This window comes from Thauera phenolivorans (genome assembly GCF_001696715.1).
GTDB classification, from domain to species: domain Bacteria; phylum Pseudomonadota; class Gammaproteobacteria; order Burkholderiales; family Rhodocyclaceae; genus Thauera; species Thauera phenolivorans.
Genome location: NZ_MBFM01000005.1, coordinates 240,316 through 264,611, shown reverse-complemented (window position 1 = coordinate 264,611; position 24,296 = coordinate 240,316). Strand labels below are relative to the sequence as shown.

At 71.8% G+C, this 24,296-nt stretch carries 20 protein-coding genes; 7 read left to right on the top strand and 13 right to left on the bottom strand.

Translation table 11 applies throughout. The features are described from left to right. Positions 1 to 44 precede the first annotated feature (44 nt). Both BB334_RS14290 and BB334_RS14285 read left to right on the top strand, forming a co-directional pair. Positions 45 to 839, top strand: coding sequence for a caspase family protein (locus BB334_RS14290; protein ID WP_068809171.1), 795 nt, complete (start codon positions 45 to 47; stop codon positions 837 to 839). Between the two features lie 25 nt (positions 840 to 864). Further along, the gene (locus BB334_RS14285) at positions 865 to 6,414 is read left to right on the top strand and encodes a CHAT domain-containing protein (protein ID WP_068809170.1); all 5,550 of its coding nucleotides are present in this window, start codon (positions 865 to 867) and stop codon (positions 6,412 to 6,414) included. An 86-nt stretch (positions 6,415 to 6,500) separates the two neighbouring features. Here the strand turns inward: BB334_RS14285 and BB334_RS14280 are convergent, their stop codons facing one another. The 11 genes from BB334_RS14280 to BB334_RS14230 all read right to left on the bottom strand — a co-directional run bounded on the left by BB334_RS14280 (position 6,501) and on the right by BB334_RS14230 (position 15,275). Then, entirely contained in the window at positions 6,501 to 7,766 is a 1,266-nt protein-coding gene (locus BB334_RS14280) for a TRAP transporter large permease (RefSeq protein ID WP_068809169.1), read from the bottom strand. After that, positions 7,763 to 8,290 carry a TRAP transporter small permease gene (locus tag BB334_RS14275; protein ID WP_068809168.1) on the bottom strand — a complete coding sequence of 176 codons (528 nt, stop codon included), beginning with the start codon at positions 8,288 to 8,290 and terminating at the stop codon, positions 7,763 to 7,765. The genes BB334_RS14280 and BB334_RS14275 overlap by 4 nt, the downstream gene beginning before the upstream one ends. A 3-nt stretch (positions 8,291 to 8,293) precedes the next feature. Continuing rightward, positions 8,294 to 9,304, bottom strand: coding sequence for a TRAP transporter substrate-binding protein (locus BB334_RS14270; RefSeq protein WP_068809167.1), 1,011 nt, complete (start codon positions 9,302 to 9,304; stop codon positions 8,294 to 8,296). A gap of 169 nt (positions 9,305 to 9,473) precedes the next feature. Beyond that, complete coding sequence (locus BB334_RS14265) at positions 9,474 to 10,373, bottom strand: LOG family protein (RefSeq protein WP_068809166.1); 900 nt, start codon at positions 10,371 to 10,373, stop codon at positions 9,474 to 9,476. Positions 10,374 to 10,449: 76 nt separating this feature from the next. Beyond that, positions 10,450 to 11,532: a molybdenum ABC transporter ATP-binding protein gene (gene modC / locus BB334_RS14260; protein ID WP_068809165.1), complete on the bottom strand. Its 1,083-nt coding sequence runs from the start codon at positions 11,530 to 11,532 to the stop codon at positions 10,450 to 10,452. 1 nt (position 11,533) lies between these two features. Further along, positions 11,534 to 12,211 (bottom strand): molybdate ABC transporter permease subunit, encoded by a 678-nt coding sequence (gene modB / locus BB334_RS14255; protein ID WP_068809164.1) that lies wholly within the window; start codon positions 12,209 to 12,211, stop codon positions 11,534 to 11,536. Between the two features lie 11 nt (positions 12,212 to 12,222). Beyond that, complete coding sequence (locus tag BB334_RS14250; RefSeq protein ID WP_068809163.1) at positions 12,223 to 13,248, bottom strand: extracellular catalytic domain type 1 short-chain-length polyhydroxyalkanoate depolymerase; 1,026 nt, start codon at positions 13,246 to 13,248, stop codon at positions 12,223 to 12,225. Further along, positions 13,245 to 13,688, bottom strand: coding sequence for a YaiI/YqxD family protein (locus BB334_RS14245; protein WP_068809162.1), 444 nt, complete (start codon positions 13,686 to 13,688; stop codon positions 13,245 to 13,247). The genes BB334_RS14250 and BB334_RS14245 overlap by 4 nt, the downstream gene beginning before the upstream one ends. 138 nt (positions 13,689 to 13,826) lie before the next feature. After that, positions 13,827 to 14,147, bottom strand: a complete 321-nt coding sequence (locus tag BB334_RS14240; RefSeq protein ID WP_068809161.1) for an SEL1-like repeat protein — start codon at positions 14,145 to 14,147, stop codon at positions 13,827 to 13,829. Positions 14,148 to 14,410: 263 nt separating this feature from the next. Further along, complete coding sequence (locus BB334_RS18830; protein ID WP_068809160.1) at positions 14,411 to 14,815, bottom strand: septal ring lytic transglycosylase RlpA family protein; 405 nt, start codon at positions 14,813 to 14,815, stop codon at positions 14,411 to 14,413. 34 nt (positions 14,816 to 14,849) lie between these two features. Then, the gene (locus BB334_RS14230) at positions 14,850 to 15,275 is read right to left on the bottom strand and encodes a CBS domain-containing protein (protein WP_068809159.1); all 426 of its coding nucleotides are present in this window, start codon (positions 15,273 to 15,275) and stop codon (positions 14,850 to 14,852) included. A gap of 227 nt (positions 15,276 to 15,502) precedes the next feature. On the opposite strand from BB334_RS14230, the gene BB334_RS14225 reads away from it, so the two are divergent. Further along, the gene (locus BB334_RS14225) at positions 15,503 to 17,209 is read left to right on the top strand and encodes an ATP-binding domain-containing protein (RefSeq protein ID WP_068809158.1); all 1,707 of its coding nucleotides are present in this window, start codon (positions 15,503 to 15,505) and stop codon (positions 17,207 to 17,209) included. Between the two features lie 54 nt (positions 17,210 to 17,263). On the opposite strand, the gene BB334_RS14220 is transcribed toward BB334_RS14225, so the two are convergent. Together BB334_RS14220 and BB334_RS14215 are read right to left on the bottom strand one after the other, a co-directional pair. Beyond that, a complete protein-coding gene (locus tag BB334_RS14220; RefSeq protein WP_068809157.1) occupies positions 17,264 to 18,649 on the bottom strand; it encodes a GTPase/DUF3482 domain-containing protein in 1,386 nt (461 codons plus the stop codon). Then, on the bottom strand, positions 18,646 to 20,106 hold the full coding sequence (locus BB334_RS14215; protein ID WP_068809156.1) for a DUF2868 domain-containing protein: 1,461 nt from the start codon (positions 20,104 to 20,106) through the stop codon (positions 18,646 to 18,648). Before BB334_RS14215 ends, BB334_RS14220 begins: the two co-directional genes overlap by 4 nt. Before the next feature lie 304 nt (positions 20,107 to 20,410). On the opposite strand from BB334_RS14215, the gene BB334_RS14210 reads away from it, so the two are divergent. The 4 genes from BB334_RS14210 (at position 20,411) to BB334_RS14195 (ending at position 24,243) form a co-directional block, all read left to right on the top strand. Continuing rightward, complete coding sequence (locus BB334_RS14210; RefSeq protein ID WP_158014418.1) at positions 20,411 to 21,355, top strand: transferrin-binding protein-like solute binding protein; 945 nt, start codon at positions 20,411 to 20,413, stop codon at positions 21,353 to 21,355. A 5-nt stretch (positions 21,356 to 21,360) separates the two neighbouring features. After that, the gene (locus BB334_RS14205) at positions 21,361 to 22,626 is read left to right on the top strand and encodes a surface lipoprotein assembly modifier (protein WP_088179196.1); all 1,266 of its coding nucleotides are present in this window, start codon (positions 21,361 to 21,363) and stop codon (positions 22,624 to 22,626) included. An 89-nt stretch (positions 22,627 to 22,715) separates the two neighbouring features. After that, complete coding sequence (locus BB334_RS14200) at positions 22,716 to 23,720, top strand: adenosine deaminase (RefSeq protein WP_068809153.1); 1,005 nt, start codon at positions 22,716 to 22,718, stop codon at positions 23,718 to 23,720. An 82-nt stretch (positions 23,721 to 23,802) separates the two neighbouring features. Then, positions 23,803 to 24,243: a CBS domain-containing protein gene (locus BB334_RS14195; protein WP_068809152.1), complete on the top strand. Its 441-nt coding sequence runs from the start codon at positions 23,803 to 23,805 to the stop codon at positions 24,241 to 24,243. Positions 24,244 to 24,296 lie beyond the last annotated feature (53 nt).

The following is a 24,296-nucleotide window of genomic DNA, read 5'->3' as shown; positions in this document are numbered from 1 at the left end:
CCGCGCGGGACGTCTCGCGGAAGCAGGCAAGGGAGGCCGGCACCATGGCGAAGAACGCACTCTGCATCGGCATCAACGACTATCCGGGCACCGACGGCGATCTCGCCGGCTGCGTCAACGACGCCCACGACTGGGCCGCCGCGCTGCGGCAGCGCGGCTTCGAGGTACGCCAGCTGCTCGACCACGAGGCCACCCTGGCGGCGATGACGGAGGCGATCGCCTCGCTGATCGGCGCGGCGAGGACGGGCGACACGCTGGTGATCACCTACTCCGGCCACGGCACCTGGGTGGAGGACACCGACGGCGACGAGCCCGACGCGCGCGACGAGGGCCTGTGCCCGCACGACATCGCCAGCGCCGGGCCGCTGCTCGACGACGACATTCACCGCCTGTTCGACGCCCGCGCCGCCGGCGTGCGTCTGGTGCTGATCTCCGACAGCTGTCACTCCGGCTCGGTGACGCGCGGCGACGAGGCCGACCTCGACCCCGGCGGTCCGCGCGCCCGCTTCCTGCCGCCGGCGGCGTGGATGAAGGCCGGCACGCTGCCGCGCGTGGCGCGCGCGAGCAGCCTGACCCTGGTCGGCGGCCTGCGCCAGGCCGGCGGCGATCTGCTGCTCGCCGGCTGTCGCGACGAGGAGTTCAGCTGGGACACCGCCTTCGGCGGCCGCCCCAACGGCGCCTTCTCCTTCTACGCGCTGAAGACGCTCGCACAGGACAAGCCGCAGACCTACGAGGAATGGTTCGCCGCCATCCGCCGCTACCTGCCCTCCACCCGGCTGCCGCAGGAGCCGCAGATCTTCGGCACCCGCAGCGCGCGACGCGTGCCGGTGCTCGCGTAAGCCGGCCTCGCAACGGAGCCCCGCCATGGCCACACGCAGCTACCGCATCCGCGGCGAGCTGGAGCGCTCGACCCAGGCACCCGACTTTCCCACCGCGGCCGGGACCGGGGTCCGGATCGCCCACCGGCGCCGGCTGCGGCCGGGCCGGGCGCGCGACGGCGTCACCGGCGAGCACGAGGTCGCCGCCGACGAGGTGGTGCGCATCGAGCTCGACAACGGCTTCGTGCTGTGGAGCCGCGCAGACGCCATGGTGCGCGAGCACGGCCGCCGCAGCCTGGCGCGCGACGGCGGCGAGGCCTGGGAGTTCGACGCCCTGCGGCCGTCCGCCGCGGGGCGCGCCGAAGCCGACGAGCGCGGCCTGCTCGGGCTCGGCATCAGGCTGCTCGACTTCTTCGGCGTCAGCCTCGAGGAAGCGGCGGCGAAGAATCTCGCGAAATGGTTCGAGGAGAAGCAGCTCGCCCCGCACAAGCCCGGTCTGTACCGCTGCCGGCTCGACGGCGACTTCGCCCTCTCGCCGCTCGCCGCGGACGCCGCGCTGCCCGCCGACAAGCCGTTGCTGATCTTCCTGCACGGCACCGCCTCCAGCTGCGAGGGCAGCTTCGGCAAGCTGTGGAGCGCCGACAATCGCGCCGGCCGCGAGGCGCGCGGCCGTCTGCATGGCGACTACGAGACCCGCGCCTTCGCCTTCGAGCACCGCAGCCTGAGCGAGAGCCCGATCGCCAACGCGCTGGCGCTCGTGCAGCGGTTGCCGGCGGGCGCCGAGCTGCACCTGGTCAGCCACTCGCGCGGTGGCCTGGTGGGCGAGCTGCTGTGCCTCGGCCAGTGCGAGCGGGTGCTCGAGCTGCTCGACGAGCTCACCCTGAAGACCCTGTTCGCCGCCGACCGCACGATCGCCGAGCAGCTCGGCCTGTTCCCGCTCGCGCCCGAGGACGAGACCGCGCGCGACGCCGCCTACGACGGCGACCGTGCGGCACTCGCCGAGCTGCTGGAGTTGCTCGTCGCCCGCCGGCTGCGCGTCACCCGCTTCGTCCGCGTCGCCTGCCCGGCGCGCGGCACCACGCTCGCCTCCGGGCGGCTCGACCGCTGGCTGTCGATGCTCGGCTTCCTCGCCGACAAGGCCGCCGGCCTCGACCTCTTCGCCGACGGCCTCGATTTCCTGCTCGCGGTGGTCAAGGAGCGCACCGACCCGCGCACCCTGCCCGGCCTGGAGGCGATGATGCCGGGCTCGGCGCTGACCCGGCTGCTGCACCATCCCGAGCTGTTCAGTACCGCCGACCTCAGCGCGATCGCCGGCGACGTCGAGGGCGGCTCACTGTGGCAGAAGCTCAAGCTGCTGGTGGCCGACTGGTTCTACGGCGCCGAGCACGACCTGGTGGTCAACACCGGCTCGATGTCGGGCGGCCTGCGCCGGCCCGACAAGGGCGCGCGCTTCCGCGCCGACAAGGGCGAGGCGGTCGACCATTTCAGCTATTTCCGCAACGAGCGCAGCGTCGGCTGGCTGCTCGCCGGCCTCGTCCGCGCCGATCACGAGGACGGCGGCTTCCTGCCGATCGGCGAGGCCAGCCACGCCCCGCCGCGCTGGCGCGAGGCGGTCGAGCGCAGCCAGCGCAGCGCCGCGCCGCGCCCGCTCGCGGTGCTGCTGCCGGGTGCGATGGGCAGTGCGCTGCACGCCGCGGGCAAGGCGGTCTGGCTCGACTACCGCGCGCTGCTGCGCGGCGGGCTGGGCGAGATCGCGATCGACGCCCCGGAGGTCGCGGTCGGCCGCCCGCTCGATGAATTCTACGGCCCGCTGCTCGAGTTCCTCGCCCACAGCCACCACGTCGAGGTCTTCCCCTACGACTGGCGGCGCTCGGTGCGCGAGGCGGCGGCGAAGCTCGCCGAGGCGCTCGAGCAGTGGCTGCCGCAGGCCGAACGCACCGGCCAGGCGGTGCATCTGGTCGCGCACTCGATGGGCGGCCTGGTGGCGCGCGCGATGATCGCCGACGGCGGCCGCGGCGCGGCGGTGTGGCAGCGCATCGCGGCCCTGCCCGGCAGCCGGCTGCTGATGCTCGGCACGCCCAACCACGGCTCCTGGGAGGCGCTGCGCTGGCTCACCGGCCTCAACCCCGCCCAGGCCAGGCTGGCGCTGCTCGACTTCAGCCGCAGCGCGAGCGAGATCGTCGACCTGGTGCGCGCGTACCCCGGCCTGCTCGAGCTGCTGCCCTTCGCCGACGACGCCCCCGACTTCGCCGACCCCGCGCGCTGGCAGCTGATCCGTGACGCCACCCAGGCGCGCTGGCAGCCGGCGGACGCGGGCGCGCTGCGCGATGCGCACGACACCTGGAGCCTGCTGCGCGCCGCCGCGCCCGACCCCGACCGCATGTGCTGCGTGGCCGGCAGCCAGCCCGCCACCGTGGTCGGCTATCAGCTTGCGGACTATGACGAGACGAGCTGGCTGAGCGGCCGCAAGCGGCTCGACTTCGTCGCCAGCGGCGCGGGCGACGGCACCGTGAGCTGGGCCTCGGGCCGGCTCGAGCGGGTGGGCACCTGGTACGTGGAGGACACCGCGCACGACGCCCTGTGCGTGCAGCAGCGGGCCTTCCCCGCCTATCTCGAGCTGTTGCAGCTCGGCACCACCAGCCGCCTGCCCGCCACCCCGCCGCCGCGCCTGCGCGCCGGCGGCGAGGCGGCGGAATCCTTTCTCCTGCCGCCGCTGCCGCCGGCCGACCACCTGCCGGCGGAAGGCGACCTGCACAGCCTCGGCTTCGGCGGCGGCATCGCCGCGCGCGCGCTCGACCAGCGCCCGCCGGTGCCGATGATCGAAGTCCGCATCCGCCACGGCGACCTCTCCTACGCGCGCCACCCGGTGCTGGTCGGCCACTACCTCGGCGACACCATCGTCAGCGCCGAGCGCACGCTCGACCGCCAGCTCGACGGCGCACTGTCGCGCCGGCTGCAGCTCGGCATCTATCCCGGCCGGCTCGACACCAACGCGCTGTTCTTCAACCGCCGCCGCGACACGCCACCGGGCGGCGCGATCGTGGTCGGCCTCGGCCAGGTGGGCGAACTCAGCCCCGGCCTGCTCGAGAGCGGCGTGCGCGCCGCCTTGCTCGACTATGCCCTGCAGGTATCGCAATGGCCCAACGCGCGCTTCGGCCCCGCCGGCAGCCCCCGGCGCGCCTCGGTCTCCTGCCTGCTGGTGGGCACCGGCGCGGGCGCACTGACGGTGCGCGACTCGCTCGAGGCGATCCTGCGCGCCGCGCTCGCGACCAACGCCCGCCTGGTGGCGAGCGAGCTCGACCGCAGGGTCAGCCTCGACCGCATCGAGTTCATCGAGGTGTTCGCCGACGTCGCGCTGGGGGCCGCCGAAGCCCTGTCCACCATCCTCGGCAACGAGGAGATCGCCGCCAGCGTGCGCTGGCCGGCCGGGGTGGTCGAGAGCGGCCGCGCCGGTCGCGCCCGGGTGCGCTTCGACGAGGCGCCCGAATGGTGGCACCGGCTGGAGATCATCGAGGAAAAGGGGCAGCGCAATGCCCTGCGCTTCATCTTCCCGACCGATCGTGCGCGCGCCGAAGAGACCCTCGCCAGTGGACAGCTCGCGCTCGCCGAAGCCTTCATCCGCGCCGCCTCGCGCTCGGCCCGGGCCAACCCGGAAGCGGCGCGCACGCTCTACGAGATGCTGCTGCCGCTGCGCCTGAAGGAGGCCGCCCGCCTGCAAGGCGACCTCGTACTGCTGGTCGACGACCGCTCCGCCCGCTACCCCTGGGAGCTGCTCGAAGACCGCTGGAACGACAACGGCCGGCCGCCGGCGGTCAATGCCGGCCTGGTGCGCCAGCTCAAGACCGCCAGCTTCCGCCCTCAGCCCGCGCACGCGGTGGGCACCAGCGCGCTGGTGGTCGGCAACCCCGACCTCGGCGGCTGGGACCGCTTCGACGACCTGCCCGGCGCGCGCAGCGAGGCGCACAAGGTCGCCGCCCTGCTCGCCGAACGCGACTGGCAGGTGCGCGACTGCATCGACGAGCCGGCGGAGGCGGTGATCGAGAACCTGCACCGCGACGCCTGGCGCATCCTGCACCTGGCCGGGCACGGCGAGCACGACTACCCGCTGCCGGCCCCGGCCGCCCGCCCCGGCGGCGCGACCGACGAGAAGCCGACGCAGCTCGTCTCCGGCATGATCATCGGCCGCGACACTTTCCTCACCCCGGGCGACATCGAGCAGATGCGCTGGGTGCCCGAGCTCGTCTTCATCAACTGCTGCCACCTCGGCAAGAGCCAGTCGGCGGGCGACAGCGACCGCGGCGCGCTCGCCGCCAACCTCGGCATGCAGTTCATCCGCATGGGCGTGCGCGCGGTGGTGGCCGCCGGCTGGGCGGTGGACGACGGCGCCGCCCTCGCCTTCGCCGAGGCCTTCTACCGCCGCATGCTCGACGGCGAGCCCTTCGGCGAGGCGGTGCGCGCCGCGCGCGAAGACATCTGGCTGCGCTTCCCCGGCGTCAACACCTGGGGCGCCTACCAGTGCTACGGCGACCCGGCCTTCAGCCTGGTGCGCAACCGCGCGCCGACCGTCCGCCGCCATCGGCCCTGGCGCGCGCCGGTCGAGCTCGTGGTCGAGCTCGACAACCTCGCCCAGGGGCTGAAGGCGAGCAGCGAAGCGGCCGCCGGACGCGACGAGGCCACCGCCGAACGGATCGCCGGCCTGCTCGAGCGCATCCCCGAGGCGCAGCGCGCGCAATGGCTGGCGCGGGCGGACGTCGCCGCCGCGCTCGGTTTCGCGTGGGGCGAGGCGCGCTTCTGGGAATCCGCGATCAAGCAACTGGAAAACGCCTTGCGCGCGAGCAAGGGCAACTGCCCGGTGCGCGCCATCGAGCAGCTCGCCAACTTCCGCGTACGCTGGGCCGCCGAGCAATGGCGCGCGCGGCGCGAACGCGGCACGCGCGAAAGCGCCGCCGAGGCCGCAGCACGTGAAGCGCTCATGCAACTCGGCATCGCCGACCTCGAGCTGCTGAGCCGGCGCGCCGCCACCACCGAGCGTCTCGACCTCCTCGGCAGCGCATGGAAGCGCCGCGCGCTCGCGGCCGACACCCCGGCCGCCCGGCTGGCGGCGCTCGAGGCCAGCGCCGAGGCCTACCGCAGCGCCTACGAGCAGGGCGGTCGGCGCGAGTCCTATCCCTTCACCAACTGGGTGAGCGCGATGCTGCTCGCACAGCGCCTGGACGACGATCGGCCCACGCTACCGTGGGCAGAGCTCGAAGGGGACATCGCCCGTCTGAACGAAGCCCTCCGCAAGCGTTACGCCGAGGAGCCGGATTTCTGGGACGGTGCCGCGCTGGCCGACCTGGAACTCGTGCGCCTGCTCGCCCGCTGCGTCGCCGACGCGCCCGCCGCCGGCCGACGCTCGCGCCGCAGCACGCTGCCGCGCGACTGTGCCGACATCGCCACCGCCGTCAGGGACGCCTACCGCAGGGTGATCACGCGCGGCGCCAGCCCGCGCGAACGCGCCTCGGTGATCGAGAACCTGGACTGCCTGATCGGCCTGCTCGACACCGACCTGCCCGCGCTGCGCAAGGCGCTGATGGAGATTCGCGACGCGCTATGAGCGGCGCGACGCAGCGCCAGACGAGCCCGCGACCACGGCACCCGCATGTGCGTGGGCGACGGCATGAGCCGGGTCGTGGTCGTCGTTCATCGCAGCCCCGACCAGCCCAGCAGCACCGGCACATAAACGACGAGCGCGAACACCACGAGCAAGGCGCCGATGTAGGGCAGCACCGCGCGACTGATGCGCTCGAGCGGCTGCTCGGTGACCGAGGATGCGACGTAGAGGTTGATCGCCACCGGCGGCGTCACCATGCCGATCGCGAGCCCGACGACGATGATCAGGCCGAAGTGCACCAGGTCGATGCCCAGCGAGTTCACCAGCGGCAGGAACACCGGGGTGAGGATGATCAGCGCCGCGGCGGTCTCGATGAACACCCCGGTGAGCAGGATGAGCAGCATGATCAGCAGCAGCACGATGTACACGTTCTGCGAGAGCGACAGCACCCCGTCGGCGATCATGCCCGGGATCTGCCAGTTGGCCATCGCCCAGCTCAGGATCGCCGAGGTGGCGATCACGAACATGATCACGCCGGTGGTGATGACCGAGCGCAGCATGATGCGGTAGATATCGCGGAAACCGAGGTCGCGATACACGAAGAGCGACACCACCAGCGCGTAGTTGACCGCCACCACGGCGGCCTCGCTCGGCGTGAACACCCCCGAGAAGATGCCGCCGAGGATGATGACCGGCGTCATCATCCCCCAGATCGCGCCCTTGAAGGTTCGCCAGATGGTGGCGAGGGAGAACGGCGCGCCCTTGGGGTAATTGCGCCGGTAGGCCTCGCGCACCGCGATCACCATGAGACCGAGACCCATCGCCACCCCGGGCAGGAAGCCGCTGAGGAAGAGGTCCGACACCGACTGCGCCGCGATGACCGCATAGATGATCATCGGCACCGAAGGCGGGATGACCACGCCGATGGTGCCGCTGGCCGCGATCAGCGCCGCGGCGGACGCCTCGTCGTAGCCCTTGCGCTTGAGCTCGGGTACCAGGCTGGCGGCGACCGCCGCGGTGGTTGCCGCGCCGGAACCGGAGATCGCAGCGAAGAACATGCCGGCGAGTACCGACACCACCGACAGCCCGCCCTTGAGGAAGCCGAGCGCGGCATCGGCCAGCGCGACCAGCTTCTCGCTCACCTTGCCCTGCGCAATGAGGTCGCCGGCCAGGATGAAGAAGGGGACCGCAATCAGCGCAAAGGAGTCGATGCCCGCGAACATGCGCTGCGCCGCGAGCATCAGGGGGACGTCCTCGACGTACAGCGCGACCGCGGTGCTCGCGCCGATCGTCACCGCCACCGGCACGCCGGCGAGCAGGAACAGGAAGAACAGCCCGAACAGCACCAGCGTCATGGCAGGTCACCTGCCGTGGCGCCGCCCTCGATGGCTTCGGCCTGGCGACGGGCCGAAGCCGAGAACAGCTCGATGAGGTCGAGCAGGGAATAGTAGAGCATCAGCACCGCGGTCAACGGGATCACCGCGAACACGTAGCGGATCGGGATGCGCAGCGAGGCCGAGACCTGGAAGCTCTGCATCTGCATGAAGCGGATCCCGTAATGGATGATGAGCGCGAAGAAGGCGATCGAGACCACGATGGCCATGGCCTTGACGGCCAGCCGCAAGCGCCCCGGCATGGCATCGACGACGAAGTCCACCGCGATGTGCCGCCCGCGCTGCCACGCCATCGCCGCGCCGAGGAAGCTGGTCCACACCAGCAGGTAGCGGGCCAGCTCCTCGGACCAGCTCACGGCGTCGAAGAACACGCGCGAGACGATCTGCAGCGTGATCACCGCGATCATCCCCGCGAGCGCCGCGAAGGCGGCTCGCTGGACGATCGCGTCGATCAGCCTTTCAGCGCGTTTGAGAAGGCGGAACACGTCTTACTGCAGCGCGGCCCGGATCCGCGGCAGGTAGTCGCCGAAGCGCGACTCGTACTTCGCGTACACCGATTCGATCGCCTTCTGGAAGGCGGCGACATCGGGCGACTCGTCGATCTCCATCCCCGCGGCGCGCAGTTCGGCCAGCTGCTCGGCCTGCATCTCGGCATTCATCCGGCGCCCATGCTCCGCCGCCGCCTGCGCCGCTTCCTTGACCAGCGCCTGCGCCGGTTCCGGCAGGCGCTTGAAGCGGTCGAGGCCCATGACGAAGATCGCCGGCGCATAGGTGTGGCGCGTCAGCGACATGTGCTTCTGCGTCTCCGACAGCTTGAACGAGTGGATCACGTTGACCGGGTTTTCCTGGCCATCGATCGTGCCCTGCTGCATCGCGGTCAGTGCTTCGGTCCACGCCATCGGCACGGCGTTGGCGCCCAGGGCGCGGAAGGTGTCGATGTAGACCGGATTTTCCATCACGCGGACCTTCAGGCCCTTCATGTCGGCCGGGACGTGCACCGCGCGCTGGCTGTTGGTCAGGTTGCGGAAGCCGCGCTCGGCGTAGGCCAGTCCCTTGAGGTTGACGCTTTCCAGCTTGCCGAGCAGTTCCTGGCCGATCTCGCCATCGAGCACCCTGTAGGCCGCCTCGGGCGTGGCGAACAGGAAGGGCAGCTCGAACACCGCCATCTGCTCGACGAAGTTGGCGACCGGGCCATTGGTGATCACACCCATGTCCACCGTCCCCATCTGCATGCCCTCGAGCAGGGTGCGCTCGTCACCCAGCACCGCGTTCGGGAACAGCTCGACGGTGAGCTTGCCGCCACTGCCCGCTTCGACGACTTCCTTGAAGCGCACCGCCGAGAGGTGGAAGCCGTCGCGCTCGTTCACCACGTGGGCGAGCTTGAGGGTGACCGGCTTCATGTCGGCGAACGCTTCGGGCGCAGCCGCCGCCTGCGAGGCGCCGAACATGACGCCGACGGACAGCCCAAGCGCCGCAAGTCCTGCGGAAATTTTCTTCATGCAGTAATTCTCCTTCGAGTGTCTGGGATCGGTATCCCGCGCCGCGAATGACGGTGCTGCAAAATAACATGAACCCCCAGCGGCTCCGCAGCGGCGCGGGGCCGGCGCTTGGCGCCCCACGGCGCGGCGGCTGCCCTTGGGTCGCCCGCGGTCGCTTCCCGGTACGCGCTCAATTCCCCCTCAGCTGGCGCGCCGTCAGCGACGGGTTGTCGCCGCTGTAGGCGGCCTTGATCGCGTCCCAGGCCTCCTCCGCGGTCTCGGCGTAATGGAACAGATTCACATCCGCCGGGCTGATCACGCCGTGTTCGACCAACACCTCGAAGTCGATCAGCCGCTGCCAGAAGTCGCGCCCGATGAGGATGATCGGGCGGCGGCGGATCTTGCCCGTCTGGGTGAGGGTCAGCACCTCGAACAGCTCGTCGAGCGTGCCCAGGCCGCCGGGGAAGCTCACCAGCGCCACCGCGCGCATCAGGAAGTGCATCTTGCGGATGGCGAAATAGTGGAACTGGAAGCACAGCTCGGGGGTGATGTAGGGGTTGGGCGCCTCCTCGAAGGGCAGGAAGATGCTCATCCCCATGCTGCGCCCGCCGGCTTCGTGGGCGCCGCGGTTGCCCGCCTCCATGATGCCGGGGCCGCCGCCGGTGGCGACGATCACCGGCTCGCCGAGCGCGTCCTGCTCCTGCGTCACCAGCTCGCCGAAGCGGCGCGCCTCCTCGTACCAGCGCGCGTTCTTCACCATCTGCTGCGCGCGCCGGATGGCGGTCTCGTCGCCGCCGGCGACCGCGTCCTCGAGCATCGCGGCGGCGACCTCGGGCGACTTGAAGCGCGCGCTGCCGAACACCACCACGGTGGAATCCACCCCCTGCTCCTGCTGGACCAGCTCGGCCTTGAGCAGCTCGAGCTGCAGACGCACCGGGCGCAACTCGTCGCGCAGCAGGAAGTCGCTGTCGGCGAAGGCCATGCGGAAGGAGCTGCCGGGACGGTCGTAGGGCGAATGGGGCTGGGCGGCCTCGACCTCGTCCTGGGCGGAAGGGAAGTTGCGGGCGCGCAGGCGGCGGGGATCGTTCATGCGGGCGTTGCTCCGGAAGAAATGATGTCCCGGATGATCGCATCTCCCGATGACGATGGCGATGAGCGTGCGCGCGTCAGCCGAGCAGCGCCACCGACTTGATCTGCGCCCACATCCGCCGCCCCGGGCGCACCACCAGCTGGTCGCAGGAGCGCCGGGTGATGCGCGCCACCAGCGGGGTGCCGCCCGCGTCCATCCCGACCAGCACGTGGGCCGGGCTGTCGGCGCCGACGATCTCGGTGATCGTCACCGGCAGCAGGTTGACGATGCTGCTGCCCTCGACCCGGTGGTCGGCGAGGCTGACGTCGCGCGCATGGATGCGGAAGCGCAGCCGGCGCCCGGCCTCGGCGGGCTGGCGCGTCACCACCACCTCGCCGCCGGGAAAGGCGAGCCGGGTGAGGTGGTAAGCCTCGTCGTGACCGGCGACCACCGCGTCGACCACGACGCCGGCGTCCTCGGCGAAGGCGATCGGCAGGTCGAGCCGGGCGAGCATGGCGCGCAGCTCGCCGTGCGCCATCACGCGCCCGTCGGCGAGCAGCACCAGGTGGTCGGCGAGGCGCACCACCTCTTCGATCGAATGACTGACGTAGAGCAGCGGAATCTCCAGCTCGTCGTGCAGGCGCTCGAGGTAGGGCAGGATTTCGGCCTTGCGCGCGGCGTCGAGCGCGGCCATCGGCTCGTCCATCAGCAGCAGGCGCGGACTCGTGAGCAGCGCGCGCGCGATCGCGACGCGCTGGCGCTCGCCGCCCGACAGGCCGTCGGGCATGCGCTCGAGCAGGTGCTCGATGCCGAGCAGGGCGCAGGCCTGGGGCAGCGACACCCGGCGCGCGGCGACGGCGATCCGGCGCTCGCCGAACTCGAGGTTGCGCCGCACCGAAAGGTGGGGAAAGAGGCTCGCCTCCTGGAACACGTAGCCGATCTCGCGCCGGTGGGTGGGCAGGAAGATGCCGCGCGCGGAGTCCTGCCAGCACTCGCCATTGACCACCAGGCGCGCCTGCGGCGCGCGCTCCAGCCCGGCGATGCAGCGCAGCAGGGTGGTCTTGCCCGAACCTGAATGGCCGAACAGCGCGCTCACGCCGCGGCCCGGCAGCTCGAGCGCGACCTCGAGCGCGAAATCGCCGAGCGGCAGGCGGAAGCGCGCCTCGATGCCCTCGCCCATCTCAGGTCCAGTCCGGCCGGCTGCGGCGGCCGGAATAAAGCAGCAGCAGCACGAGGAAGGAGAAGGCCACCATGCCGCCGGCGAGCCAGTGCGCGCGCGCATACTCGAGCGCCTCGACGTGGTCGTAGATCTGCACCGAAACCACCCGGGTGCGGTCGGGGATGTTGCCGCCGATCATCAGCACCACGCCGAACTCGCCGACGGTGTGGGCGAAGCCGAGCACCGTCGCGGTGAGGAAGCCGGGGCGCGCGAGCGGCAGCACCACCGACACGAAGCGGTCCCACGGCCCGGCGCGCAGGGTGGCGGCGACCTCGAGCGGACGGCGGCCGATCGCCTCGAAGGCCTGGCGCAGCGGCTGCACCACGAAGGGCAGCGAGTAGATGACCGAGCCGACCACCAGGCCGGCGAAGGAAAAGGCCAGCGTGCCGAGGCCGAGCGCGCCGGTGAGCCGCCCGATCGGACCCTGCGGCCCCATCGCCACCAGCAGGTAGAAGCCGAGCACGGTCGGCGGCAGCACCAGCGGCAGCGCCACCAGGGCGCCGAGCACCGCCTTCCAGCGCGAGCGGGTGGTCGCCAGCCACCATGCGAGCGGGGTGCCGATCACGAGCAGGATCGCGGTGCTGACCGCCGCCAGCTCGAGGGTGAGGCGGATCGCGCCGAGGTCGGTCGCGTCGAGCATCGGTACAGCGCTCAGTTCGTGCCGCGCCGGCCGGCGCGCGCGCGCAGCTGGCGGGCGAAGAAGGCCCAGGCCAGGCGCGAGGCGTCGGGCCCCTCCGGGTCGCTGAAGTGCTGGCGGCCGTCGCCGCCGCTCCAGGCGTGGCCGAGGCCCTCGACCTCGTGCAGGCTGGCGACGACACGGCCTCCGGCGCGGAAATCGGTGACCATCGTCGCGTGGCGCTGGCCGCGCTGTACCCGGCGCGGCTCGCCCGCGCGCCCGGCGCAGGCGGCGGCCCAGAGATGCACCGCCGCTTCGCCGTTGCTCGGCGCCACCACCAGGTCCCGGCTGCCGTGGATCACCAGCAGCGGCGGCAGCGGGTGCACCCCGATCCTCGCCAGCCCGGGCTCGCGCCGGCCGCGCATCGCCGACAGCGCGGAGGCGGAGGAGCGCGCCGCGCCGGGCGCCACGCCGGAATGCATCACCAGGGCGCGAAAGCGCTCGGGGTGTTCGGCGGCGAGCAGCGCCGCCATGCTGGCGCCGGCCGAGATGCCAGCGAGCGCGACCGCCTCGCGTTCGACCGGGTAAAGCAGGCAGATCTGGTCGATCGCCGCCATCAGCGTTCCTGCCTCGGCGTGCGCCTTGCCGCTGCCGGTGCCGTACCAGTCCCAGCAGCCCTGCGGGTTCACCATGCGGTCCTGCTCGGGATAGAGCACCAGGAAGCGCTCGCGCGCGGCGATGCGGTTCATTCGCGTGCTGAGCGCGAAACTGCGCGCGGTCTGGCCGCAGCCGTGCAGCATCACCAGCAGCGGCAGGCGCTCCGTGTTCGACACCCCCTGGGGACGGAACAGGAACCAGCGCCGCAGCCCGCCCGGGCCGACCGCCTGCCCGGCGATCCAGTCGCCCGCGCCGGGCGGCGGCGTCGTCTGCGCCACCGCCGCCTTCACCGCGTCGTTCATCGCCTTGTTGACCGCCTTCGAGCCGGCGCGCACGGTCGCCCGCGTCATCGAACGCATCGCGCGCTGGAAGGCGGCGCCGAGCGGGGACTTGCGGCGACTCATCGGCTGCGCAGGAAGGCGTCGAGCCGGCTGGCGAAGGCCTTGCCGTCGGCCGCGCTGAACGCCGCCGGGCCGCCGGTATCGACCCCGGTGGCGCGCAGGGTATCCATGAAGTTGCGCATGTCGAGCAGCTCGCGGATGTTTTCCGTGCCGAAGAGCTCGCCGCGCGGGCTGAGCGCATGCGCATCGCGCGCGACCACCTCGGCGGCGAGCGGGATGTCGGCGGTGATCACCAGATCGCCCGCGCCGACGCGCTCGGCGATGTAGCGGTCGGCCTCGTCGAAGCCCTGCGGCACCTGCACCGCGCGCACCCAGGGCGAGGCCGGCGCGCGCAGCGGCTGATTGGCGACCAGGGTCAGCATCCGCTCGGTGCGCGCGGCGGCACGGAACAGCATGTCCTTGATCACCGCGGGGCAGGCGTCAGCGTCGACCCAGATCTGCATTCGGGGCGGCGCCTCCATTCAGCCGCCCCTCGGGCGGAAAACGAAGGACGGGATCGGAATCGGGTACGAAGTGACGGGAACGGGCGGGATCAGCGACATGCCCGCAAGCTTAGCCGATCGGCACGCGCAAGGGAGCGCCTATTCGCGCCGCGCCAGCAGCCGGACGGCAAAGGCGTCGCCCTGCTTCGCGGCCATCTCGAGGTAGCGACGCGCCTGCACCGGATCGGCATGAATCTCGCTGCCGTAGAGGCGTTCGCCGTACCGCAGCATCAGGCCGGCGGCACGCTGGCAGTCGGGGACACCGGCGTCCGCAAGCTGTCTCACCCTGGTCAGGGCTTCGTCGTAACGGTGGTCGTCAATCGCCGCATCGAGCTCGGCCGACTGGCACAAAGCGCTCGCCGGCCCGGCGGACGCGAACAGCGTCGCCGCGGCGATGATTCCGAGGAATCGGGTGGTCATGATGATCTCCCTCCCGCAGGGACCGCGGGCTTCGACCGCTGGTCCCTGCGCCGCATTGCACGGCAAGGAAGTCTGGCGCGCTCAGGCTTCGCCCTTTGTCGGACAGGCGAATGCAAGTCATACGCAATGTCCCTACAGCTTCTTTTTAGCACCGCGCCGCAAGACGACCGATGATGTTTCCGAAGCCCCAGGATGGGCAGAAATCACGGCGCGCTATGGCCGGGGTGCGCTTTCACCCGCCCGGCGTAGGGCCCCGCTTCCCGCTAGCGGTCGACCACCTCCAGCCGGGCATCGACCACGCCCGCGCGCAGCATGCCGAGCCGTTTTGCCGCGGCGTGCGACACATCGCCCACGCGGTCGGGCTGGGTCGGACCGCGATCGTTGACCCGCACCACCACGCTGCGCTCGTTGTCGAGGTTGGTCACCTTCACCCGGGTGCCGAAGGGCAGCGTCTTGTGCGCCATCGTCAGCGCGTTCGGATCGAAACGCTCGCCGCTGGCGGTGCGCCGGCCGGCGAACTTGTTACCGTACCAGGCGAGGCGACCGGCTTCGGCGGCGGACTGCCCGCCCACGACGGCCTGGGCCGCCGCGGTCGGAATGGCGGCAGGCGCCAGCCCCAGCAGGGCGATGGCGGCGGCAAGGGCGAGGATCGAGCGCGTTGCTTTCACGGTTTGCTCCGGCGATTGCGGGAAGGCGGCCGGTTCAGCAGATCCGCTCCCACAGCGTCGTTTCCTCCTCGAGCCGGTCGAGCTCGAGGCCCTGGAAATCACCGCGCGAGACGATGCCCCTGATCCGCCCCTGCTCATCGACACAGGGCAGGTGACGGTAGCCGCCATCGCTCATCATACGCAGCGCATCGATCGCGGTGCACAAACAGTCGATCGTGTCCGGCTCGGCCGTCATCGCCGCGGCAAGCCGGACCTCGCCCGGATGGCCGCCCTCGGCAAGCATCTTCACCGCGTCGCGCCCGGTGAAGATCCCGGCCAGTATGCCCTTGTCGTCGGTGACCAGCACCGCGCCGACGCGCCGCTCCCACATCCGCTCGCAAGCCTGCTGCACGCTCGCTTCGAGCGGCAGGGTCAATGGATCCTGATCCTTGATGATCAGTCCGAGGCAACGGTTGGTCATGGCTCCCTCCCAGCGCAGCGCGCTATCGTTAATATTCATTCCGTGGACGCAGCGCGCGGATGAGCCGGCCGCAGGTTCGTCCTTCCCCTTCGGAAGGATCCCTACCTGTCCGGGAAGGAGGAACCCCGACCTCGTCAAGGCATCAATTCACGCTTCCACCTCTTTCAATCTAGTCGTTCCGATCCGCGCTTGCCGGAACTTCCAACGCTCGCCCGAGGAGCACCGCCATGGCCCTGACCCACCCCGCCGGCTGGCGCCAGCTGCCCGCGACCGGTGCGCGCGCGCGCGAGCTCGCCACCCTCGCCCGGCTCGCCGACGGCCTGCCGGACGAGTTCGCGATCTACCACGGCCTGCACTGGACGCGGGCGGAGGGCGCGCACGCGATCTTCGGCGAGATCTCCTTCGCGGTCGTCGGTCCGGGCGGCCGGGTGCTGCTGATCGAACAGCACTCGGGCTTCCTCGACGAAGGTGCGGAGGGGCTGGTGCGCGCCCACGGCCAGGGCAGCGGCCACCGCGCACGCCGCATCAGCGTCGAGCTCGCGCGCAGCGCCGAGGCCTTGCGCGCCCGCCTGCGCCCCCTGCTCGCGCCGCACGAACCGGCGGTCGACATCGTCTTCCACTGCCCCGACTACACCGTGCGCCAGCCCGGCACCGCCGGCCTCGACCCGAGCCGCATCGTCGATGCGCAACAGCGCGAGCACCTGGTGGCGGTCGTGCGTGCGCTGACCCGCGACGACGACGGCGAGCCGGTCCTCGACGCCACCCGCCGCCAGGCGGTGCACCGCTTCTTCGCCGACCTGCTCGAGCTCGTGCCCGACGTGCAGGCGCTCGCCGGCGAGGCGAATGCGCTCACCACCCGGTTGTCGGGCGGGCTGGCGGAATGGGCGCGACGGATCACGATGAGCCCGCACCGGCTGCGGGTCACCGCAACCGCCGGCAGCGGCAAGACCCAGCTCGCGCTCGCCGCCTACGCCGACGCCCTCGCCGCCGGGCGGCGCCCGCTCTACGTCTGCTACAACCGCCCGCTGGCCGACCATTTCGCGCTGATCGTGCCGTCCGGCGGCGAGGTCGCGACCTATCACCAGCTCTGCGACCGCCGCCTGCGCGCCGCCGGCCGCCGCCCGGCCTACGGCGCGCCCGGCGCCTTCCGCCGCATGGAAACCGAGTTCGCCGAACTGGTCGCCGCCCAGCCCGAGCCCGCCTGGCGCTTCGATGAGATCATCGTCGACGAGGGCCAGGACTTCGCCGAACCATGGCGCGACGCGCTCCTCGCCCTGCTCGCCGAGGGTGGCCGCGCCTGGTGGCTGGAAGATCCGCTGCAGAACCTCTACGGCCGCCCGCCGGTGGCGCTGCCGGGCTGGGTCGGGCTCGGCGCCGACACCAACTACCGCACGCCGGCCGACGTGCTCGCCCTGCTCAACGCACGCCTGCCGCTGCCCGCGCCGGTTCGCGCCGGCAGTCCGGTCACCGACAGCCAACCGGAGGTCCTCGAATGGCAGGACGAGGCGGGCATGCTCGACGCCACCAAGCGCGCGATCACGCGCGCGATCGGGCTCGGCTTCCGGCGCGAGATGATCGTCATCCTGACCTTCCGCGGCCGCGAGCATTCGCGCTTCACCCCACTCGACCGCCTCGGCCCGCACCGGCTGCGCGCCTTCACCGGCCGCTACGACCTGCTCGGCGAGCCCGAGCATTCGCCCGGGGAGTTGCTGATCGACTCGGTGTACCGCTTCAAGGGCCAGTCCGCGCCGTGCGTGATCTTCACCGAGATCGACTTCGAGACCCTCGACGAGCTGGCGATGCGCAAGCTCTTCGTCGGCGCCACGCGGGCGACGATGAAGCTGATCTTCGTCGCCTCGGCGCGCAGCGCGGCGTTGCTGCATCCCGCGCCCGCTGCCTCGTCGCCGAGCACCGCGTCGCCGAACACCGTGTAGGAGCCCTGCCCCCAGGGCGATAGCAACCGCGCCGCCGGTACGACCGCCGCTATTTCAGTGGGTGGCCAACGCCTCGGCGAGCTCGGCCACCGCCTCCTCGCGGTCGCCGTCGTCGCCGGCGCGGGCCCACTCGGGATGGGCGCGCGCCTTCGCCAGCGCGGCGGGCAGGCGGCCCTCGCGCCAGCGCCGGGTGGCCGCATCGGTGCCGACGCTGACGTCATCGTCGCCCAACTCGATCGGCGCCATCGCCGCGTGGCCCCGGCCTTCGAGCGCGGCGAGCAGGCGCCGCTGGCGCAGCGCGACCACGCGCAGGATCGCATCGTCCACCGTGAGCTCGCGCTGGCCGCGCAGCTTCGCCGCGAGCCGCTCGCCGTAGTGGCCGAAGGTCTGCCACAGGCCGCCGGCGAGTGCACCGAGCGCGGCGGCGGCGCCGAGAGTGAGGCCGCCGGTCATGAGGTCGATGCCGACCCCGGCAGCGGCGCCCGCGGCCATGCCGGACGACAGCCGCACGCCCATCTCGCGCAGGGTCTCGGGATTGAAGAGGTCGTCCTCCCAGCGCCCGTCGGAGAGCGGCAGCGCCTCGGTGCGCGCGTCGTCGGGGCGGAAGCGGTACAGCCGCAGCAGGGCATCGACGCAGGCCTGCTCGCGCACGCGCGCCGCCTCGCGCATGCGCTCGACCGCGGCGCGCAGCGCGTGCTCGGAATCGCCCTCGACGCGGTCACGACGGGCGGCGAGCTCGACCAGCAGCTCGGCGACCAGGCGGCGGGCGGCGTCACGGCGCTCGCCGGCCTCGCGCGCACGCGCGGCGTTGAGGCGCTCGAGCGCCGGGCGGTGGGCATGGATCAGGGTGGCGAGGGTGTCGAAGAGCTGGCGCTCGCCGTCGAGCGCCGGGGCGACGGTGTCGAACACGACCACCGCATGCAGGCCGAGGCGGGCGAGCGCGGCACGCCACTCGTCGGCGCGCGCCTCGGGCGACGCGATGAAGTTCAGCACCGGCAGCAGCGGACGGCCGCAGTCGGCGAGCAGCGCGAGCTCGTCGCGGTGCTTGGGCAGCACCGGGTCGCGCGCATCGACCACGTAGAGCGCGGCGTCGCTGGCCAGCATCTGGCGCAGCACCTTCGCCTCCTGCTCGAATCGCGCCCCCGCCTGCAGGGTGTCGAGAAAGCGGCTGACGCGCTCCGGCCCGTCCACCCGCTCGCCGGGCTCGACCAGGCCCTCGACGAACTCGAGGAGCGCGATCGCATCCTCCATCCCCGGCGTGTCGTAGAGCTCGACCGCGGCGCTGCCGTCGGCCATCAGGCGCAGGCCTTCGACGTGGCGGGTGGTGCCGGCCGAGTCCGACACCTCGCCGAAGCCGGCGTCGCGCGCGAGCGTGCGCAACAGCGAGGTCTTGCCGGTGTTGGTGTGGCCGACCACGGCCACCCGCAGGATGTCGTTCATGAGCGAGTCTCCGGGCCCGGCCGCAGCAGCCAGGCGCGCGCCGCGGCGGCGTCGGTGATCAGCGCCTCGGGGGTGAAGCCGAGGCCGGCGAGGCCGTGCTGCCACAGGGCGAGGCGCTCGGCGCGCAGCGCCTGCTCGCCGAGTGCCCAGACGCGGGTTTCCACCGCGCGGTCGGCAAGCTCGGCGACCAGTCCGAGGCTGCCGCGGTCGGGCGTGGCGCGCGCATCGATCGCCACCAGCAGGCGATGGGGCGGACGCTCGGCGAAGCGCTCGAGCACGCCGCGGCGCTGCTCGCGGCTGTCGAGCCGGCCGGCGTCGGCGGCAGCGATCGCCATCGCCTCCTCGTCGGCGGCGGGCGGTGGCCAGGGCAGGTCGGCGCCGAGCTCGATCGCCACCAGCGCCGCCTCCTCGCCGCCGGTCGGGTGCGGGCCGTGGCGGCCGGGTCGCGGCATCACCCGCGGCGCCGGGTCGCGCACGCCGATGCGCTCGCTGTCGGGCAGCAGGCGCGGGCGCAGCCGCGCATAGCCGGGCAGCGCGAGGTCGAGCGCGAGCGTGCGCACGCCGCGCCACCACAGCAGGGCGCAGCCGGTGGCCAGCAGCAGGCGGGGCAGCACCCCGTAGGCGAGCAGCGCGCCAAGCAGCCAGCCCGCCCAGGCACGCCGGCCGACCTCGGCGAGCATCCCGCCCGGCGCCGCCGCGCTGCCGCTGGCGGCGACCGTGACGGCGTCCGGCACCGGAAAGCCGAACAGCGCGGGCAGCGCGCCGAGCGCCGCGGTGAGGCGCACGAAGGCCTCGTCCGGCAGAATCGTCGTCTCCCACACGAAGCCGTAGCTGCGGGTGGCGAGCAGCAGCAGCACGCCGCCCGCGGCGCCGGCGAGCGCGAGGGTCCACAAACCGTGGGTGATCGCGCCCAGGCCCCAGGTGGCGAGGCGCGAGCGTCCGAGCAGATGGCCGAGCGCGGCGGGCAGGCCCTCGGCTGCCGGCGAGCGGTCGAGCGCCGCCACCAGGCGCAGCCACAGCCGCCCGAGCAGGCCGCCGATCTGCAACGAGGCGCCGCGGCTGCGGCCGGCGAGCAGCATGCCGAGCAGCCACAGCAGCAGGCTGGCGAGATGCACGCCGAGCAGGCCGCCGAGCGCCCACACCACATTCACCGGCCGGCTGCCGTCGCCGAGCACGCCCGCCGCGGCGCCGAATCCGAACACCAGCGCGAGCACCGCCGCCGCCAGCAGGGCGAGCCGGGCGCGGCCGTGCCAGCGCCGGATCGCCTCGCGCCAGCCCTCGCGCTCGCCGACCACGTCCGCCCGGCGCAGGATGCGTTCGCCCAGTTCGGGCGGCGCTGCGCGTGCCGCGAGCAGTGCGGCGGAATCCTCGAGCAGGCCGTTGCGGTCCTCGTGCCGGCGCACGACTTCGGCCAGCCAGCGGGCTTCGAGCGGGGAAAGCGGGGAGGTCGGGGTCAAGAGCCGTCGCCGAAGTGGGAAACACGGAGAGGATAACAATCGGCGGCGCGGAACACAGCGCCCACGCGCAGGCCGTGACGACCCATCCGCGCCGCTGCGGCCGGCAGAAGAACGCCGCCGGTGCGGCACACGTCACGGCCCCTGTGCCGTCCGCATGGTACTCAGGATCGGACGGAGCGCTTCTGTTCCACGGCGCGCGGAAACGTCCGCCCCTGTTACACTCCCGTCACCTGATCCGCATACGTTTCCTCTTAGAATGCTCAACCTACGAGGACTTTTCGCCCAGAGGGCCAGAACGATGAAAATGAATGCACGTCCAGCAGCTTCCCTGTTGTTCCTGCCGCTCGTTGCCGCACTGGCTGCCTGCGGTGGTGGTGGCGGCGGCGGTGCCGCCGCCCCCTCGCCGGTGCAGGAGAGCCTGATTCCCGACGCTGAGCCGATCGTCACCGCACCTGCCGACGTGACCATCAGCGGACCGACGGAAACCGAGTCGATCACCTACGACTTCGACACCACGAACAAGGTATTCACCGCGATCCGTCCGGCCACGGACCCTAGCGTCATCGGCGATTCGACGCTCGGATTCATGAAGACGGGGGAGATCGTGAAGGTCGCCCTCGATACCGGCAGCGGCGCGGTGGAATTCAACCGCATCGGACCGTCCGGCGTCACCGAACTGCTGGCCTTCGCCGAGAACGACACGCAGATCGCCCTCGTACCCTCGGGGAACGCGCTCAAGGCCCTCGGCTGGAACTACCAGTCCTTCGGGGTGTGGGAACCCGGCGCCGAGACCGGCACCGGCACCAGCGGCGTGGTGAGCTTCGGCACAGTCACCCCTGTCGCGGCGATCCCGAGCACCGGCACCGCCACCTACAGGGGCATCCTCGGCGGGCAGTACGTCAGGGCCGACGGCGTTGACCACGTCCTCTACTCCGACCTCGTCGCGACGGCGAATTTCGACGCGCGCACGATCGGGCTGAGCACCACCAGGACCCTGATCCTGAACGAGGCCGATCTCGCGGCCGGGACGCCGCAGGACGTCAGCGCTTCGCTCGGGCTGAGCGGCACCCTCGACATCACGCCGGGCGCCAATGCCTTCTCCGGCACGGTGACTGCGGGCAGCATGTCCGGCGAGACCACGGGCCGCTTCTACGGCCCGAACGCCGATGAACTCGGCGGCGTCGGCACGGTGCAGGCCGGCAGCGGCGTCGAGTCGATCCAGTTCGCCTACGGCGCGAAGAAGCAGTAAGCCGCATGCGCGAACGACGCGGCCCCTTGGGGGCCGCTTTTTTGTGCCTCGCCCTCCTGCTCGCGCCCGCCGCATGGGCGCAGGCCGCCCCGCAGCCGGCGATCGACTTCGCCGCCGAGCTCAAGGCCGTGGAGGCGCGGCTCTTCCTCGACCCGACCGACCTGCAGACCCAGTTCACGCGCGGCATGCTGCTCGCCGAGCTCGGCCGCTACCTCGAGGCCGCGGACGCCTTCCGCCGCATGCTGTCGCAGGACCCGCGGCTGCTGCGGCCACGGCTGGAGCTGGGCCGGGTGCTGATGCTGGCGAAGGACTACGACGGCGCGCGCTACAACTTCGAGCAGGTGCTCGCCCACGAGCTGCCGGACGGCGTGCGCCGCACCGTGCTCGGCGTGCTGTCGCGCATCCGCGAGGAGCTGCCCAGCCTCACCGCCTCGATCGATATCGTGTTCGACAGCAACGCCAACCAGGCCACCTCGGTCGATGAGGTGGAGATCGACGGCGTGCGCTACCGGCTCAACGCCGACGCGCGCGAGAAAAGCTCGACCGGGGTGCGGGTGGTGCTCGACGGCCGGGTGCCGATCCCGAACCATTCGCTGTGGTTCGTGCGCGGCGTGGTCGACCATCTCGAGCACGACGGCAAGACGCTCGACTTCAGCTATATGCAGGCCTCGGCCGGCCGCCACTTCAAGTTCGCCGACCACACCTTCACCGTGGAGCTCGGCCACCACTGGGCGCGCTACCAGAACGAGCGCCTCTACGACGGCGCGAACTGGACGCTGTCGGACTTCCGCGTGCTGCGCCCCGACCTGTCGATGAAGCTCGCCCTGTCGGGCATGCGGCTCGACTATCCGGCCCATCCCTACCGCGACGGCTGGCAGCGTGTCGCCGCCGCCACCTTCATCTACGCCGCCAAGCCCGACAGCCGCTGGGAGATGAACCTCGACTATGTCGACAACGGGGCGAAGGAGGACGCCTACGCCTTCCGCCTCGGCCAGCTCGGCCTGCGCCGGGTGGACGAATGGGGCGGCGGCTGGATCACCGGCGTGAGGGTGCAGGCCGGCCAGGGCCGCTACCAGGCGCCCGACCCCTTCTTCCGCGAGACCCGGCGCGACACCGAAACCCGGCTCGAATTCGACCTGCTCAACCGCAAGCTGCGGATCTGGAAGCTGTCGCCGCGGCTGCACGTCGGCGTCATCGATCGCCGCTCGAACATCGACTTCTACGCCTACCGGCGCGGCTACATGCGGCTCGGCCTGAGCGGCGAGTTCTGAGCGGCGAGTTCTGAGCGGCAGGTTCTGATCCGGCGGCCACGCGGCGCGGGCCCGGCCTACAATCGGTGCACCCGACCACGGAGCCCGAGATGGACCTCGACACCTTCGTCCGCGCCCTGCCCAAGGCCGAACTGCATCTGCACATCGAGGGCACGCTCGAGCCCGAGCTGATGTTCGCGCTCGCCGCGCGCAACCGCATCGCCCTGCCCTGGAAGAGCGTGGAGGAGACCCGCGCCGCCTACGCCTTCAGCGACCTGCAGAGCTTCCTCGACCTCTACTACGCCGGCGCCGCCGCGCTCTGCCACGAGCAGGACTTCTTCGAGCTCGCGATGGCCTACTTCGCCCGCGCCCATGCCGACGGCGTAGTGCACGCCGAGCTCTTCTTCGACCCCCAGACCCACACCGCGCGCGGCGTCGCCTTCGAGACCGTGCTCGACGGCCTGGAGCGCGCCTGTCGCGCGGCACAGGCCCGCTACGGCATCAGCTCGCGGCTGATCCTGTGCTTCCTGCGCCACCTCAGCGAGGACGAGGGCTTCGCCGCCCTGGAGGCGGCGCAGCCGCATCTGGCGCGCCTCCACGGCGTCGGCCTCGATTCCTCGGAGAAGGGCCATCCGCCCGCGAAATTCGTCCGACTGTTCGCGCGCTGCCGCGAGCTCGGCCTCCACCTCGTCGCCCACGCCGGCGAGGAAGGCCCGCCCGCCTACATCGTCGAGGCACTCGAGCTGCTGGGCGTGGAGCGCATCGACCACGGCGTGCGCGCCGCGGAGGATCCCGCACTGCTGGCGCGGCTCGCGCGCGAACAGGTGCCGCTGACGGTGTGCCCGCTGTCGAACGTGAAGCTGCGCGTGTTCCCCAACCTCGCCGCGCACAATCTGAAGGCACTGCTCGACGCCGGGCTCAAGGTGACGATCAACTCCGACGACCCCGCCTATTTCGGCGGCTACATCGCACAGAACTACATCGACACCGCCGAGGCGCTCGGGCTCAGCCGCGGCGAGCTCAAACGCATCGCGCGCAACAGCCTGGAGGCCGCCTTCGTGACCGAGGCCGAGCGCGCGCCCTGGCTGCGGCGGCTCGCGACGCTGCCGGACTGAGCAGGCGCCGGCTGGCAGGGCCCGAGCCTGCGGACTATGCTGGACTTATCGGGCCGCGGTGAGGGCCGGAGCGAGGCAGACCATGAAGAGCGCAGCCTATATCTTCCAGCACAAGGCCAGCCAGTTCATCCACACGATCGGGCCGGACGAGACGGTGTACGAAGCGGTCCACCGCATGGCCGAGCACAACATCGGCGCGCTGGTGGTGATGGACGGCGAACAGGTGCTCGGCATCGTCAGCGAGCGCGACTATGCGCGCAAGATCATCCTCAGGGCGCGTTCCTCCAGGGAAACGACGGTGCGCGAGGTGATGACCACGCCGGTGCTGAGCGTGGCGCCCGAGGAAGACCGCGACCGCTGCATGGCGCTGATGACCGAACACCGCTTCCGCCACCTGCCGATCATGAGCGAGGGACGGCTGCTCGGGCTGATCTCGATCGGCGACGTGGTCAAGGACATCATTTCCGAACAGGAATTCACGATCGATCAGCTCGAGCGCTACATCGCCGACGTCAAGGGCTGAACGCGCGCCCCTGCACCGCTCGTAGGAGCGCACCCCTGTGCGCGATACCGGCG

Excerpts from the sequence above, each read along its gene's own strand:
- BB334_RS14290 (WP_068809171.1), top strand. The coding sequence starts at position 45 with ATGGCGAAGAACGCACTCTGCATCGGCATCAACGACTATCCGGGCACC.
- BB334_RS14245 (WP_068809162.1), bottom strand. The coding sequence starts at position 13,688 with ATGCAGATCTGGGTCGACGCTGACGCCTGCCCCGCGGTGATCAAGGAC.
- modB (WP_068809164.1), bottom strand. The coding sequence starts at position 12,211 with ATGCTCGACGCGACCGACCTCGGCGCGATCCGCCTCACCCTCGAGCTG.
- BB334_RS14205 (WP_088179196.1), top strand. The coding sequence starts at position 21,361 with ATGCGCGAACGACGCGGCCCCTTGGGGGCCGCTTTTTTGTGCCTCGCC.
- BB334_RS14200 (WP_068809153.1), top strand. The coding sequence starts at position 22,716 with ATGGACCTCGACACCTTCGTCCGCGCCCTGCCCAAGGCCGAACTGCAT.
- BB334_RS14270 (WP_068809167.1), bottom strand. The coding sequence starts at position 9,304 with ATGAAGAAAATTTCCGCAGGACTTGCGGCGCTTGGGCTGTCCGTCGGC.
- modC (WP_068809165.1), bottom strand. The coding sequence starts at position 11,532 with ATGGGCGAGGGCATCGAGGCGCGCTTCCGCCTGCCGCTCGGCGATTTC.
- BB334_RS14210 (WP_158014418.1), top strand. The coding sequence starts at position 20,411 with ATGAATGCACGTCCAGCAGCTTCCCTGTTGTTCCTGCCGCTCGTTGCC.
- BB334_RS14225 (WP_068809158.1), top strand. The coding sequence starts at position 15,503 with ATGGCCCTGACCCACCCCGCCGGCTGGCGCCAGCTGCCCGCGACCGGT.
- BB334_RS14195 (WP_068809152.1), top strand. The coding sequence starts at position 23,803 with ATGAAGAGCGCAGCCTATATCTTCCAGCACAAGGCCAGCCAGTTCATC.
- BB334_RS14220 (WP_068809157.1), bottom strand. The coding sequence starts at position 18,649 with ATGAACGACATCCTGCGGGTGGCCGTGGTCGGCCACACCAACACCGGC.
- BB334_RS14230 (WP_068809159.1), bottom strand. The coding sequence starts at position 15,275 with ATGACCAACCGTTGCCTCGGACTGATCATCAAGGATCAGGATCCATTG.
- BB334_RS14285 (WP_068809170.1), top strand. The coding sequence starts at position 865 with ATGGCCACACGCAGCTACCGCATCCGCGGCGAGCTGGAGCGCTCGACC.
- BB334_RS14250 (WP_068809163.1), bottom strand. The coding sequence starts at position 13,248 with ATGAGTCGCCGCAAGTCCCCGCTCGGCGCCGCCTTCCAGCGCGCGATG.
- BB334_RS14265 (WP_068809166.1), bottom strand. The coding sequence starts at position 10,373 with ATGAACGATCCCCGCCGCCTGCGCGCCCGCAACTTCCCTTCCGCCCAG.
- BB334_RS14240 (WP_068809161.1), bottom strand. The coding sequence starts at position 14,147 with ATGACCACCCGATTCCTCGGAATCATCGCCGCGGCGACGCTGTTCGCG.
- BB334_RS14280 (WP_068809169.1), bottom strand. The coding sequence starts at position 7,766 with ATGACGCTGGTGCTGTTCGGGCTGTTCTTCCTGTTCCTGCTCGCCGGC.